The organism is Micromonospora sp. CNZ286 (assembly GCF_014207755.1).
In genome coordinates this window covers 1,633,558-1,647,695 of the sequence record NZ_JACHIZ010000001.1, presented here as the reverse complement: position 1 = coordinate 1,647,695, position 14,138 = coordinate 1,633,558, and the positions used below count along the sequence as shown (strand labels likewise).

Annotated in this window: 14 protein-coding genes; 5 read left to right on the top strand and 9 right to left on the bottom strand. The window is 73.6% G+C overall.

What is annotated here, in order from left to right; translation table 11 throughout:
• Positions 1-268 precede the first annotated feature (268 nt).
• Positions 269-1,081, bottom strand: a complete 813-nt coding sequence (locus FHX31_RS07815) for a DUF3097 domain-containing protein (RefSeq protein WP_013475944.1) — start codon at positions 1,079-1,081, stop codon at positions 269-271.
• A gap of 161 nt (positions 1,082-1,242) precedes the next feature.
• Here FHX31_RS07815 and FHX31_RS07810 point away from each other — a divergent pair, with 161 nt between their 5' ends.
• A complete protein-coding gene (locus tag FHX31_RS07810; protein WP_013287367.1) occupies positions 1,243-2,037 on the top strand; it encodes a hypothetical protein in 795 nt (264 codons plus the stop codon).
• A 103-nt stretch (positions 2,038-2,140) separates the two neighbouring features.
• Complete coding sequence (locus FHX31_RS07805; RefSeq protein WP_184975645.1) at positions 2,141-3,112, top strand: IS481 family transposase; 972 nt, start codon at positions 2,141-2,143, stop codon at positions 3,110-3,112.
• 16 nt (positions 3,113-3,128) lie between these two features.
• Here FHX31_RS07805 and FHX31_RS07800 read toward each other — a convergent pair whose 3' ends face one another.
• From FHX31_RS07800 to FHX31_RS07770, 7 genes are all read right to left on the bottom strand, one after another.
• Positions 3,129-3,908 (bottom strand): HAD-IIA family hydrolase, encoded by a 780-nt coding sequence (locus FHX31_RS07800; protein WP_013287369.1) that lies wholly within the window; start codon positions 3,906-3,908, stop codon positions 3,129-3,131.
• A 33-nt stretch (positions 3,909-3,941) separates the two neighbouring features.
• Entirely contained in the window at positions 3,942-4,973 is a 1,032-nt protein-coding gene (locus tag FHX31_RS07795) for a ferrochelatase (protein ID WP_145751996.1), read from the bottom strand.
• 135 nt (positions 4,974-5,108) lie between these two features.
• Positions 5,109-5,876: an enoyl-ACP reductase FabI gene (gene fabI / locus FHX31_RS07790; RefSeq protein WP_013475943.1), complete on the bottom strand. Its 768-nt coding sequence runs from the start codon at positions 5,874-5,876 to the stop codon at positions 5,109-5,111.
• Positions 5,877-5,899: 23 nt separating this feature from the next.
• Positions 5,900-6,604 (bottom strand): beta-ketoacyl-ACP reductase, encoded by a 705-nt coding sequence (fabG, locus tag FHX31_RS07785; protein ID WP_013287372.1) that lies wholly within the window; start codon positions 6,602-6,604, stop codon positions 5,900-5,902.
• Between the two features lie 567 nt (positions 6,605-7,171).
• Entirely contained in the window at positions 7,172-8,122 is a 951-nt protein-coding gene (locus FHX31_RS07780; protein WP_013287373.1) for a VWA domain-containing protein, read from the bottom strand.
• Positions 8,119-9,066, bottom strand: coding sequence for a DUF58 domain-containing protein (locus FHX31_RS07775; RefSeq protein WP_041799075.1), 948 nt, complete (start codon positions 9,064-9,066; stop codon positions 8,119-8,121). The genes FHX31_RS07780 and FHX31_RS07775 overlap by 4 nt, the downstream gene beginning before the upstream one ends.
• The gene (locus tag FHX31_RS07770) at positions 9,045-10,151 is read right to left on the bottom strand and encodes an AAA family ATPase (RefSeq protein ID WP_013287375.1); all 1,107 of its coding nucleotides are present in this window, start codon (positions 10,149-10,151) and stop codon (positions 9,045-9,047) included. Before FHX31_RS07770 ends, FHX31_RS07775 begins: the two co-directional genes overlap by 22 nt.
• A 254-nt stretch (positions 10,152-10,405) precedes the next feature.
• Here FHX31_RS07770 and FHX31_RS07765 point away from each other — a divergent pair, with 254 nt between their 5' ends.
• The 3 genes from FHX31_RS07765 to FHX31_RS07755 all read left to right on the top strand — a co-directional run bounded on the left by FHX31_RS07765 (position 10,406) and on the right by FHX31_RS07755 (position 12,892).
• Positions 10,406-10,615 carry a hypothetical protein gene (locus tag FHX31_RS07765; protein ID WP_013287376.1) on the top strand — a complete coding sequence of 70 codons (210 nt, stop codon included), beginning with the start codon at positions 10,406-10,408 and terminating at the stop codon, positions 10,613-10,615.
• Positions 10,616-10,688: 73 nt separating this feature from the next.
• Positions 10,689-11,216 carry a PH domain-containing protein gene (locus FHX31_RS07760; RefSeq protein WP_013287377.1) on the top strand — a complete coding sequence of 176 codons (528 nt, stop codon included), beginning with the start codon at positions 10,689-10,691 and terminating at the stop codon, positions 11,214-11,216.
• Positions 11,217-11,530: 314 nt separating this feature from the next.
• Complete coding sequence (locus FHX31_RS07755; protein ID WP_184977758.1) at positions 11,531-12,892, top strand: PH domain-containing protein; 1,362 nt, start codon at positions 11,531-11,533, stop codon at positions 12,890-12,892.
• A gap of 87 nt (positions 12,893-12,979) precedes the next feature.
• Here FHX31_RS07755 and FHX31_RS07750 read toward each other — a convergent pair whose 3' ends face one another.
• Entirely contained in the window at positions 12,980-14,050 is a 1,071-nt protein-coding gene (locus FHX31_RS07750) for a phosphatase PAP2 family protein (RefSeq protein WP_013287379.1), read from the bottom strand.
• Positions 14,051-14,138 lie beyond the last annotated feature (88 nt).

Here is a 14,138-nt window from a genome sequence, read left to right as displayed (position 1 = left end):
ACCTCACCCCGGTGATCAAGGAGTTTGTGTCGGCGTTGATCTCCGATACGCCCACAAACTCCTTGATCAACCAGGCGAGAGCGCCCGGGACCGGGGACGAGGGGTTCGGGGCGGGCGGCGTTGGTGCACGGCGGGTCCGGGGGCGACCGTGACCGGCGCAGGGATCAAGCCTGACCGCCCGGAGCCGGGCACGGTCGCCCCCGGACCCCGACCGCAACCGCAACCGCAACCACAGCCCTGACAGCAACCACGACCGGGCAGCGACGGATCACCCGGGCTCGGTGACGAAATCGATCAGGCGCTCCATCGCGTTGATCAGCGGCGTCTCCACGTCGGCGAAACTGTCCACCCGGGACAGGATGTGCCGCCACATGTCGGCCGGCTCGCCCACCCCGAGCGCCGCGCAGACGCCCTCCTTCCAGGGCCGCCCCGGAGGCACCACTGGCCACGCCGCGATACCCAGCGCCGCCGGGCGTACCGCCTGCCACACGTCGACGTACGGGTGCCCGGTGACCAGCACGTGCGGCGAGTTGACGCGGGCCACGATGCGGCTCTCCTTCGAGCCGGGCACGAGGTGGTCGACGAGCACGCCGAGCCGGTGCCCCGGGCCGGGGCCGAACGCGCGCACCTCGTCGGCGAGCGCGTCGATGCCGTCCAGCGGTTCCACCACCACGCCCTCGATGCGCAGGTCGTCACCCCAGATCCGCTCGACCAGCGCGGCGTCGTGCACGCCCTCCACCCAGATCCGGCTGGCCTTGGCGACCTGCGCTCGTACGCCGTCCACAGCGATCGACCCGGACGCGGTACGCCGGCGCGCGGCGGGCACCGGGACGCGGACCGGCCGTCGTAGCGTGACCGGCTTGCCGTCGAGCAGGAACGCGGCGGGCAGCAGCGGGAAGTTGCGCCGCCGGCCGTGCCGGTCCTCCAGCACCACCGCGCCGGAGTCGAAGCCGACGACGGCGCCGCAGAATCCGGAGTCGGCGTCCTCGACCACCAGGTCGGGTTCGGCGTCGACCTCGGGGGTCACCTTCCGTCGTCGCCAGTCGCCGGCCAGCACGTCCCCGTCGTATCGCCCCGCCATGCCGCTGACGCTAACCAGTGCTCCGGCGTGTCGCCCGGCGACGCGCCGACCGGGCCGTCATCCGTCGGCACGAAACGGTGCGAAGGGGGTAGTTGGGGCCAGGTCGCGCCGCCGGTGCGGCAGCCGAGACAGCAGCGGCGCGGAGCACGTACCCTTTCCGCATGTCCTCCCCCGCAACGGGCGCGGCCACGCTGGCTGCGCGCCGGTCGAGCCGGTTCGTCGCCTGGGTGCGTGCCTGGCGAGCCGGTCTGGTGCCGTTCGACGAGGTGGCCGACGCCGTCGCCGGCGACGAGGAGCACCTCGTCGCCGACGCCCCCGGCACCTGGACCGACGTGTCGCTGCGGGAGGCCCTGCCCAGCCTCGCCAAGCATTCACCCGACGACATCCGCCTGGTGCTGCCCGCGCCCGGCGACCCGCGCGGCCTGCCCGGCCCGGGGGCGTTCGCCGGGGCGGCGCTGGTGGCGGGCGAGGCGGTGGTAGCGAGCGGGATGGGGCTGGTGCCCGAGGTCCGCACGCACACGTCCGGCTCGGGGATGACCTGGGAGACGGTGCTCTGGCGGGTCCATCCGCTGCCGGCGGACGCACCGAAGGCGTCGCTCGCCACCCCGGGTGCGGCGGAGGCCGAGGCCGAACTCGCCGCCGTGCTGGCCGAGACCACCGCGACGCTGACCCGGCTGGACGTCGCGCAGTGGCGGCCGGAGCTGGCCGGTGCGCTCGCCGCGCTGCGCCGCCCGGACGGCGCCACCGACCTGCCGCCCGGCTTCGATCCGCGGGCCCGCCGCCTGTTCGCCCGCGCCGCGGTCCTGGACCGGGTGCTCGCGCTGGCCGGCGAGAGCGCACCGGGCGGCGCGGTCAACACCTACGAGGCGCAGCAGCGGGACGCGGCGCTGCGTCCGCTCACCACCGCGTGCCGGCAGGCCCTGGTGGCCGCCTGCAACGCGCCGCTGCGGCTCTAGCTGTAATGCCCATGAGGGTTGTTGACGGCGTGGCGGCTTGAGACGAGGCGAGACCTCCGGCGAGGTGTGAGGTGCTGACGCCCACACGGAACCGGAGGTCTCCATGGCCCACCGTAATGCCCGGCTGACCATCCACGGCCGGCGGCTGCTCATCACGCGTGTCGTTGACCAGGGTCGGCCGGTGGCCCACGTCGTGAAGGAACTGGGCTGTTCTCGGGCCACCGGCTACAAGTGGCTACAGCGGTGGCGGGCCGAGGGCGACGCTGGTCTGCGGGATCGATCCAGCCGGGCTCACCACCAGCCACACAAGACGCCCGCCCAGCTGGAGGCGCGGGTCTGCCAACTGCGCCAGGAACGCAAACTCGGGGCTCGCCGGCTCGGACCGTTGCTCGGGATGCCGGCCTCGACGGTGCACGCCGTTCTGACGCGGCACGGTCTACACCACCTGGCCTGGCTCGACCGGCCCACCGGTCAGCTCATCCGCCGCTACGAGCGCGACCGGCCCGGCGAGCTGATCCACGTCGACGTCAAGAAACTCGGCCGGGTTCGCGACGGCGGCGGCTGGCGCATCTTGGGCCGCGACAGCCTGGAACACCGCCGTGCCCGCACCGCCGGCCGTGTCGGCTTCGACTACGTGCACTGCGCCATCGACGACCACACCCGTCTCGCCTACGCCGAGATCCACCCCGACGAGAAGACCGACACCTGTGCCGGCTTCCTCCGCCGCGCCGCCGAGCACTTCGCCACCCACGGAATCACCCGCGTCGAACGCGTCATGACCGACAACGCATTGGCCTACCACCGCGGCCGAGCCTGGCACCAGACCCTGACCGACCTCGGTGCCACCGCCCGCTTCACCCGCCGCTACCGACCACAGACCAACGGCAAAGCCGAACGCTTCAACCGCACCCTGTGCGACGAATGGGCCTACGCCCAACCCTTCACCAACAACCAGCAACGCGCTGACGCTCTACCCGCCTGGCTGCACACCTACAACCACCACCGCAACCACACCTCGCTCCGCGGCAAACCACCCATCAGCCGCGTCAACAACGCTGCTGGGCATTACAGCTAGCGCCGCAGACCCCGGCTCAGACCTCGTCGATCAGGTCGGCCACCGAGTCGACGATCCGCGACGGACGGTACGGGTACCGCTCCGCCTCGGTCCGGCTGCTGATGCCGGTGAGCACCAGGATCGTCTCCAGTCCGGCCTCCAGGCCGCACAGGATGTCGGTGTCCATCCGGTCGCCGATCATCGCGGTCGACTCGGAGTGCGCGTCGATGGTGTTCAGCGCCGAGCGCATCATCATCGGGTTGGGCTTGCCCACGAAGTACGGGTCGACGCCTGTCGCCTTCGAGATCATCGCCGCCACCGAACCGGCAGCCGGCAACGCGCCCTCCACCGACGGGCCGGTGGCGTCGGGGTTGGTGCAGATGAACCGGGCGCCGTCGTTGATCAGCCGGATCGCCTTGGTTATCGCCTCGAAGCTGTAGGTGCGCGTCTCCCCCAGCACCACGTAGTCCGGGGCGAAGTCGCTCAGGATGTACCCCACCGCGTGCAGCGCCGTGGTCAGGCCGGCCTCACCGATCACGTACGCGGTGCCGCCCGGCCGCTGGTCGGCCAGGAACTGGGCGGTGGCCAGCGCCGAGGACCAGATCGCCTCCTCCGGCACGTCCAGCCCCATCCGGGCCAGCCGGGCCTGGAGGTCGCGCGGGGTGTAGATGGAGTTGTTCGTCAGCACCAGGAACGGCTTGCCGGAGGCGCGCAGCTTCTTGACGAACTCCGGGGCGCCGGGCACCGGCTGCCCCTCGTGCACCAGCACGCCGTCCATGTCGGTGAGCCAGCTCTGCACCGGCTTGCGGTCAAGCATCGTGTCGTCCCCAGGGGTGTCGTCGGGTCGGGCTCAGGGCCGGCGGGCCGGGGGCACGCAGCACAACGCCGGGCAGGTGTCCCAGGCGGGCAGCTCGCCGAGTCGGCGGCGCAGCCGCTCCCCGTCCGGGGCGGTGCGCTCTCCGACCAGCTCGCGGACCATCGCCACGAACCGCGGGTCGACCCCCGGGGTGCCGGCGCGGACGAAGTCCAGGCCGAGCTGCTTGGCCGTCTCCAGCGCCTCGGTGTCCAGGTCCCACACCACCTCCAGGTGGTCGGAGACGAACCCGATCGGGCTGACCACCACGCTCGTCACGCCCTGCTCGGGCAGTGTGGCCAGGTGGTCGTTGACGTCCGGCTCCAGCCACGGCACCTGCGGCGGCCCGGACCGGCTCTGCCAGACCAGGTCGTACTCCAGGTCGGGCGCGGCTGCGGCGTGCACCAGCCGGGCGACCTCCTCGAGCTGGGCGGTGTAGCGGCCGCCGTGCGGGCCGGCGGTGGCCGCCGCCGACATCGGTACGGAGTGCGCGGTGAAGACCAGCCGGGTGCTGTCCCGCTTCGCCGGGTCGAGCTGGGCCAGCGCGGCGCGGACCGCGTCGGCGTGCGGCTCGATGAAGCCGGGGTGATCCCAGAACTGGCGCAGCTTCTCGATCAGCGGGGCGTCCGGGCCGACCGCGGCGCGGGCCGAGGCGATGTCCTCCTGGTACTGCCGGCAGGACGAGTAGCCGCCGTACGCGCTCGTCACGAACGCCAGCGCCCGGGTGATCCCGTCGTCGCGCATCCGCGCGACGGTGTCGGCGAGCATCGGATCCCAGTTGCGGTTGCCCCAGTAGACCGGCAGGTCGACGCCGTTGGCGGCGAAGTCCTCGCGGATCGCGGCGAGCAGGTCGCGGCACTGCTGGTTGATCGGCGACACCCCGCCGAAGTGCAGGTAGTGCTCGGCGACCTCGGCGAGTCGCTCCGGGGGCACCCCCCGCCCCCGGGTCACGTTCTGCAGGAACGGGAGAACGTCCTCGGGCCGCTCCGGGCCACCGAAGGAGACCAGCACCAACGCGTCGTACGCCATGAGGCCATTCTTCCTCGCCCGCCGTCACGGCGTGGCGACGCCCCCTGGTCGGTGTGGTGACCACCCGGGCCGCGACGTGTTAAGAAGGGCCCCTTCCGCTGCACGAGGCGTTAAGAAGGGGCCCTTCCTTACATCTCAGGCGCCGATGGCGTGGTAGCCGCCGTCGACGTGGACGATCTCGCCGGTGGTGGCCGGGAACCAGTCGGACAGCAGCGCCAGGCAGGCCCGCGCGGCGGGCTCCTGGTCGGTGAGGCTCCAGCCCAGCGGGGCGCGCTCGGTCCAGGCGTCCTCGAACCGGTCGAAGCCGGGGATGGACTTGGCCGCGATGGTCCGCAGCGGGCCGGCCGCGACCAGGTTGCTGCGGATGCCCTGCTTGCCCAGGTGCAGCGCCAGATAGCGGGAGGCGGACTCCAGCCCGGCCTTGGCCACGCCCATCCAGTCGTAGACCGGCCACGCCTTGGTGGCGTCGAACGTGAGACCCACCACGGCGCCCCCGGCGGACATCAGCGGCAGCGCGGCCATGGCGAGGGACTTGTACGAGTAGGTGGAGACCTGGAGCGCTGTCGCCACGTCCGCCCAGGGGGCGTCGAGGAAACCGCCGCCGAGGCAGCTCTGCGGGGCGAACCCGATCGAGTGCACGACGCCGTCCAGGCCGTCGACGTGCTCGCGCACCTTGTCGGCCAGCCCGGCCAGGTGCTCCTCGTTGCTGACGTCCAGCTCGATCACGGGCGCCGGCTCGGGCAACCGCTTGGCGATCCGCTCCACCAGGGAGAGCCGGCCGTAGCCGGTGAGCACGACCTGGGCGCCGTTCTCCTGGGCGAGCTTCGCCACCGAGAAGGCGATCGACGCGTCGGTGATGACGCCGGTGACCAGCAGCCGCTTACCGGCGAGAAGTCCGGACATTGCGTGTCTCCTCCGTGCTCTGCTCAGTGGCCCATGCCGAGGCCGCCGTCGACCGGGATGACGGCGCCGGTGACGTATCCGGCCGCGTCCGAGGCGAGCCAGGTGACGACGCCCGCGACCTCGTCCGGGGTGGCCATCCGGCCGGCCGGGATCGACTTGCGGATCTCCGCCTTGCGCTCCTCGGGCAGGCCCGCTGTCATGTCGGTGTCGATGAAGCCGGGCGCCACCACGTTCGCGGTGATGTTGCGGGTGCCCAGCTCGCGGGTGATCGAGCGGGCCACGCCGACCAGGCCGGCCTTGCTGGCCGCATAGTTGACCTGGCCCGCGCCGCCGGAGAGGCCGACCACCGAGGAAATGAAGATCATCCGGCCCCAGCGGCCGCGGAGCATCTTCGTCGAGGCCCGCTTGGCGACCCGGAACGAGCCGGTCAGGTTGGTGTCGAGGACGCGCGCGAACTGCTCCTCGGACATCCGCATGATCAGCGTGTCGTCGGTGATGCCGGCGTTGGCGACCAGCACCTCCACCGGGCCGAGTTCGGCCTCGATCGCGGTGAACGCGGCGTCGACCGACTCGGCGTCGGTCACGTCGCACCGCACCCCGAACAGGCCGTCGGGAGCCTCGCCGCTCCGGTACGTCACCGCCACCCGGTCGCCCTGCTTGGCGAACGCCTGCGCGATGGCCAGGCCGATCCCCCGGTTCCCGCCGGTCACCAGCACGGTTCGGGCCACGGATCCCCCTCTGCTCCAGTGATCTCTCGGTCGGTCGGAGCCTAGGGGTTACCGACAGGTAAGCGCTAACCCGCGCAGGTCACAGGGCCCACCCCGGCCGACGTCGGCGGGGGTCCGCGGAGGCTGCCGGCCGCGCGCGCGACACCCACACCCCCGGTGTACGATGATCGCGTCTACGGGCCGCTCCGTGCCCGCTCCGGGCCCCGCCGACCGCAGGAGGTGATCGCTGTGCGAGATAGCGATCCTCCCAGTCGTGGCCGGGCCCACCGTCAGCCCCGCTGAGCCACGGCTCGGTCCACCCGGCTGACCCGCTTCCCGCCCTCCGCACCGCATCCGCTTCCCGGCGACCACGCCGGGGTGTGGCCTGCCGCGCGGCGGAGCACCCGGTCACGACTTCGTGCGCGTACGCCCCGACCCCCCACGGCCCTCACCGGCCGACCGTCGCCACGGAGCACACTCATGAGCCGTTACGTCGCCCCGCTGGGCTTCACCCTCGCCGCCGTCTGGGTGGCCGTCCTGTTCGTGCTGGCCGGCGGCGGTCACTGACCGCCGCCGGCCGGTTCCGGCTCAGACCAGCCGGGACGTCCAGAGCAGACTCAACCCGCCCGCGCACAGCGCCAGCAGCAACGCGATCCCCGCGTACCACTGGGTGATCTCGCGCGGCTCGGTCCGGTAGCCGATCGAGCTGCCCATGTCCTGGTAGACCTGCTTCAGTTCGCTGGCCGACGCGGCCTCGTAGAAGAAGCCCTGCGTGGTCTCCGCGAGCTGGGACAGCGCGGTGCGGTCCACCGGCACCCGCTGGAGCTGCCCGCCGATGTCGACCTGCCCGGAGTCGGTGCCGAACGCGATTGTGGACACCGGCACGTTCGCCGCCTGCGCCGCCGCGGCGGCCTCCTCGACCGAGCGGCCCGACGTGCGGTAGCCGTCGGACAGCAGCACGATCCGGGCCGGCGGGATGCCGGCGGCGCCGTCGGCCGGCACCGAGCGGATCGCCTCCAGGCAGGTGAAGACCGCCTCGCCGGTGGCGGTCGCCTCGGCCAGCACCAGCCCGTCGATGGCGGTGGTGACGGCGGCCCGGTCCTTGGTCGGCGGCACCAGGACGTTCGCCGACTTGGCGAACGAGACGAGTCCCAGGTTGTAGCTCTCCGGCAGCTCGCCGACGAACTGCTTCGCAGCCTCCTGGGCCGCCTCCAGGCGGTTCGGCGACACGTCGTCGGCCTGCATCGACAACGACACGTCGATGGCGAGCATCACCGTGGCCCGCTCCAGCGGCTCCCGGGTGTCGATCGCCGGCCGGGCCAGCCCGGTCGCCAGCACCAGCAGGCAGAGCAGGAACGCGGTGGCCGCGACGTGCCGCCGCCAGCCCAGTCCCTTGGGCGCGACGGTACGCAGCAGGTCGACGTTGGTGAACCGCAGCGCGTACTGCCGGCGGTGCAGTTGCCGCCAGACGTACGCGGCGGCGAGGGCGAGCACCGGCAGCACGGCGAGCAGCCACCACGGTTGCAGAAAACGGATCATCGCGTCGTCCCTCTGGTGCGGGCGTGCCGCTGCGCGGCGACGAAACGCACCATGTCCAGCAGCCAGTCTCGGTCGGTACGCAGGCGCAGGTGGGCCGCGCCCGCGGCGCGCAGCTCGGCGGCGATCGCCCCGCGCTGGGCGGCCGCCGCCTCGGCGTACCGGCGGCGCAGGCCCGGGTCGGCGGTCTGCACCTCGTGCAGTTCACCGCTCTCCGGGTCGACCACCGGCAGCACCCCCACGTCGGGCAGTTCCAGTTCCCGCGGATCGACCACCTCGACGGCCAGCACGTCGTGGCGGACCCGCAGCTTACGCAGCGGCCGGCCCCACTGCTGCGGCGGCGCGAGGAAGTCGGAGATCACCACCGCCACGCCGCGCCGCCGGGGCGGGCGGTTGAGCATGTCGACGAGCGCGCCGAGGTCGCTGCGGCCGGGCCGGATCTCGGCGCCGGCGACCGCCCGCAGCAGCCCCTGGGCCTCCTTGCGGCCGGAGCGGGCGGGCAGCCGCAGCATCGTCCCCGGCCCGCCGGTGCCGACCACCGCGCCGATCCGGTTGCCGCCCCGCACGGTGAGGTGGGCCAGCGCGGCGACCGCGGCGACCGCCACGTCCCGCTTGAGCCACCGGCCGGTGCCGAAGTCCAGGCTGGCCGACATGTCGACGGCCAGCCAGGTCTCCAGTTCGCGGTCGGCCACCGTACGCCGGACGTGCGGCATGGTGGTGCGGGCGGTGACGGGCCAGTCCATCCGGCGCACGTCGTCGCCGGGCCGGTACTCCCGGGACTCCCCCGCCTCGCTGCCCGGTCCGGGCAGCAGCCCGGCGTAGTCGCCCTGGAGCAGCCCGTCCAGCTTGCGGGTCACCATGAGCTGGAGCCGGGCCAGCACGGCCCCCGAGCGGTCGCCGGCGGCGCTCAGCGGGGTGGGCGAGGTCACGGCCGCTGCCCGGGCCATCCGTTGTGCGGGACGGCCGGTGGCGGCGGTGTGGCCTGCTGACGGGGCGCGACGGCGGGCAGCGGGATGGTCGACATCACCCGGTGCACGATGTGGTCGGCCGGTACGTCGTCGGCGAGCGCGTCGTAGCTGAGCACCAGCCGGTGGCGCAGGATGTCCGGCGCGATGTCCTGCACGTCCTGCGGCAGCGCGTAGTCCCGCCCGCGCAGCAGCGCCAGCGCGCGGGTGGCCCGGACCAGGCCGAGCGAGGCGCGCGGGCTGGCGCCGTACTGGATGAGCTGGGCCACGTCGGGCATGCCGTGCTCGGCCGGCGCCCGGGTGGCGAGCACCAGCCGGACCGCGTAGTCGACCAGCGCGTTGTGCACGAAGACCTGGTCGGCCTTGTGCTGGAGGGCGACCAGGTCCGGGGTGTCGAACACCCGGGCCGGCTCGGGCGGTGCCACGCCCATCCGGTAGACGATCTCGCGCTCCTCGGCGTCCGTCGGGTAGCCCACGACGATCTTCATGAGGAACCGGTCCCGCTGCGCCTCCGGCAGCGGGTAGACGCCCTCCTGCTCGATCGGGTTCTGGGTGGCCATGACCAGGAACGGGTCGGGCACCCGGTGGCTCTCGCCGCCGATGGAGACCTGCCGCTCGCTCATCACCTCCAGCAGCGCCGACTGCACCTTGGCCGGCGCGCGGTTGATCTCGTCGGCGAGCAGGAAGTTGACGAAGACCGGGCCCAGCTCGACGTCGAACTTCTCGCTGGACTGCCGGTAGATCCGGGTGCCCATGATGTCGGCGGGCACCAGGTCGGGGGTGAACTGGACCCGGGCGAACGAGCCGCCGACGACCCGGGCCAGGGTCTCCACGGCGAGCGTCTTGGCCACCCCCGGCACGCCCTCCAGCAGGCAGTGACCGCGCGCCAGCAGCGCGACGAACATCCGCTCGACCATCCGGTCCTGGCCGACGATCACCCGCTTGGTCTCGAACAGCGCCCGCTCCAGCAGCGTGGCGTCCTGTGCCGGGGTGGTGCCCGCCGGGGGCGGCGCGTCCGGCGCCACCTCGGTCGGGTTCGGCACGTCGGGTGTGGTCGGCTGGGCCACCGGTCCTCCACAGCAGGTTCGTCGTCGCGGCGTGGTGCGTATCAAGACTGTCATGCCTCGCTGAGAGCCGAGGGTGGGAGAGGCACGATTTTCGCCGCGCCGTCCGGCCACGCCGTCCCGCCGCGCGGGAAACGCTGAACACGGGTGGACAACAAGGGGTCCGCAGTGTGTACGATTCACCCCGTCGCCGGGCGGCTCCCCCCGTGGCCGCCCGGCGCTAAAACTCCCGGCGTGCGGCCTCTAGACTCGCCCCGGTGACGACTCCCACCACCCCGGACGAGACGCTGATCTGCTCGGCGCGGGGGTGTCGCGCGCCCGCCGCCTTCCAGCTCCGCTGGCACAATCCCCGCCTGCACGCGCCCGACCGGCGCAAGACCTGGCTGGCCTGCCCGGACCACCGGGGCTCCCTCGGTGACTTCCTCGACGCACGCGGCTTCCTCCGCGAGGTGGTCCCGCTGCCCTGATCGCCTACGCTCGAAGCGTGAGCGAGCAGATGACCCGAGCCCGTACCGGCGGCGAGCACGGCAGGTCCTCCCGGTGAGCGGTGACGGCCCGGCCGGCCTCCCGCCCGCCTCGCGCAGCGCGTTGGAGCCCTGGCCGGACACGGTCCGCTGGCAGCCGATCTCCCGCGACCTGATCTGGGTGGAGCTGATCCGGCTCGGCATCGGGCTGGCCGTGGCGCTCGTGGTGCTCGGCGTGGCCTGGGCGCTGTCCGGGCACTGGCTGCTCGGCGCCGCCGTCGGCGTGGCGGTGCTGATGGGCGTCTGGCGGTCGGTCACCATCGTGCGGGCGGTCCGCGCCTGGGGGTACGCCGAGCGCGACGACGATCTGCTCGTGCGGCACGGCCTGCTGGTGCGGCGGTTGTCCATCGTGCCGTACTCGCGGATGCAGTTCGTCGATGTGAGCGCGGGTCCGCTGGAGCGCGCCTTCGACCTCGCCACCGTGCAATTGCATACGGCCGCGGCCGCGAGCGACGCGCGGGTGCCCGGCCTGCGCCCGGCCGAGGCGTCCCGGCTGCGCGACCGGCTGACCGCTCTGGGTGAGGACCGGGCGGAGGGCCTGTGAGCGAACGGAGCGACTCCGGCGCCCCGCCGCCCCACGACGACCGGCCCGAGCCGACGCCCGGCCCGCCCACGCCGGCCGACGCGGCGCACCCACCGGCTCCGGGTCAGCAGCCCAACGGGTATCCGTGGCCGCCCGCGCCGGGATACGGACCGCCGCCCGTCCCCGGACCACCATCCGGCTACGGACCTCCGACCGGGTACGGGCCACCGCCCGGGTACGCACCGCCACCCGGCTACGGGCCGCCCGGCTCGGCGGCACCCGGGTACGGGCCGCCGCCCGGACCCGACGCGGCGCCCGGGCCGTGGCCCGCGCCGCTGCCGCCGTACCCGGGACCGTGGGGTCCGGCGGCCGGACCGGCCGGTGGTGAGGAGCCCCGGCAGCGGCTGCATCCGCTCAGCCCGGCGCTGCACGGCGCGAAGTCGCTGGTCGTGGTGATCGCCGGGCTCTCCTGGTCGACGCTGTCGCGGGTCGGGTTCGGCTGGTTCGCGGTGCTCGTCACGGTCTTCGTGCTCGGCGCCACGGTGCTGTCGGTGGTGAGCTGGTGGAACACCGGCTACCACCTGGTGGGCCGCGAGCTGCGGGTCTACGAGGGCCTGCTGTGGCGGCGTACCCGGGCCATCCCGCTGGAGCGGTTGCAGGCGGTGGAGGTGGTCCGGCCGCTGCTGGCCCAGCTCACCGGCCTGGCCGAGCTGCGGCTGGAGGTGGTCGGCGGGGGCAAGACCGAGGCGCCCCTGGCCTACCTCAGCGTCGCCGAGGCCACCGCGCTGCGGCAGCGTCTGCTCGCGGTGGCCGGTCGCTCCGCCCCGGCGCCGGTTCCGGCGGCCGAGCCCGGCGCGCCGGTCGCGCCCGTGCCGGAAGGGCGCCGGCTGCACGCGGTACGCAACCAGGACCTGCTGATCAGCCAGTTGCTCACGCCGCAGGCGTTCCTGCTGCCGTTGGGCCTGGTGTTCGTCGGCGCCCAGTTCCTCTCCGAGGGCTCGTGGTCGTTCATCGCGGTGGCGAGCACGCTCACCGCGATGGCGGGCGTGGTGCTGCAACCGATCCGCCGGGTGCTCGACGACTGGAGCTTCCGGCTCGACCGGGACGACGGCACGCTGCGCGTGCACAACGGGCTGCTGGAGACGCGGATGCAGACCGTGCCGCTGCACCGGGTGCAGACCGTACGGGCGACCTGGCCGCTGCTCTGGCGGATGAAGGGGTGGTTGCGGCTGCGGCTGGAGGTGGCCGGCTACTCGGCCGGTGAGCCGGACGACCGCAACCGCCCGGACCGGCTGCTGCCGGTCGGCGACGCGGGCACCGGCGCGATGGTCGTGGCGGAGGTGCTGCCCGGCGTACGGCTGGACGCGCTGCCCGCCACACCGCCCCCGTCGCGGGCCCGGTGGCTGCGCCCGCTGAGCCGCAAGGTGGTCGGCGCCGGTCTCGACGAGCGGGTCTTCGTGGCCCGCTCCGGGCTGCTGACCAGGCAGTTGACGCTGGTGCCGTACGCCCGGATCCAGAGCGTGCGGGTCACGCGGGGTCCGGTGCAGCGGCTGCTGCGGCTGGCCACCGTGCACGCGGACACCGCCGGTGGGGCCGGGGCTGCGGCTGTCGACCGGGATCTGGCCGACGCGTGGGAGCTGGCCGCGGAGCTGACCGAGCGGTCGCGCGCCGCCCGCCGTACCGACAGCGGCCGCTGACCCCGGCGGCCGCGACGCCACGGCGGCGGCGCGGCGAACCACGGCGGCGCGCAGACGACCCGGCCGCCCGTGACGGCGGCGGGGGGCCTACCGGCGCTCGGCGGGCACCGCGTCCCGGTCGTCGGCGGCGCGGTCCGGGGTGTCGGCGGCGGTGTCGCCGTCGGCGGACGGGGCGCCTGCGGCGACGGCGGGCTCACCGGCACGCCGGGCCTGCCGCGCCGCCCACCAGCGCTCGGCCAGGCCGACCACCAGGAACGTCATGCCCACGTACGCCCAGCCGACCAGCACGTCGATCAGGTAGTGCTCGCCGCTGTACATCAGCGTGAACGTCATGGCCAGCGGATACGCCAGCATCAGCGGCCACCAGCGCTTGCGCACCGACCGCATGAAGAACAGCACCACGAACAGCGCGAACGCGGTGTGCAGCGACGGCATCGCGGCCACCGGGTTGGAGGCGATCTGCCCGGCGTTGAGCAGGTTGCCCGCGCCGTGCATGCCGATCTCCTTCCACCCCCTGGTGGAGATCCGCGCGACCTCGGTGAGCAGGCCGTTCTGCGCCGCCCACCACGGCGGCGCGGCCGGGTAGGCGAAGTAGGTGACCAGGCCGGCCGCGCACAGGAAGCCCCAGCGCGACATGTACGCGATCCAGCGCCGCCGGTTGCGCATCCACAGCACCGCGGCGGCGGCGAACGTCGCCACGAAGTGCGAGAAGTAGATCCAGCTCACCAGCACGTCCCACCAGCGCACCTCGGACGCGTCGTACAGGCGCTCCTGGAGCCAGATCGTCGGCACCTCGCCGCCGGTGAGCCACCCGGTGAGGAAGCGGTCGGCGACGATCAGCTCCATCGCGTGCGGGGTGGCGCCGTTGTCGGCGAACCCGCGGGACAGGTTGTACGCGGCGAGCAGCAGCACCACCGGGATCCAGTCCCGGGCGAAGCGCAGGTGGCTGCGCCACGGGCGGGCCGAGTTCCACGCGACGGTGCCGGCCCAGATCCACAGGAACGCGTACGCCGGGTCGGTGGGCAGGCCGATGGCGAGCCAGGCGACGACGAAGGCGACGCCCCAGATGGTCATCGCGATCACACGGCGGCGCCCACCGTCGGGCGATTCGGTGGTCGCGTCGGGGGCGGGGGTCGGAGATTGTGTCAGCTCGGCCATCGCGGACAAGGTTAACGGCGGGCGACGGGCGGGCATGCGGGCGGGCGGTGGCGACCGGACCGGCGGCGGCCCGGACGCCGGACGGCCG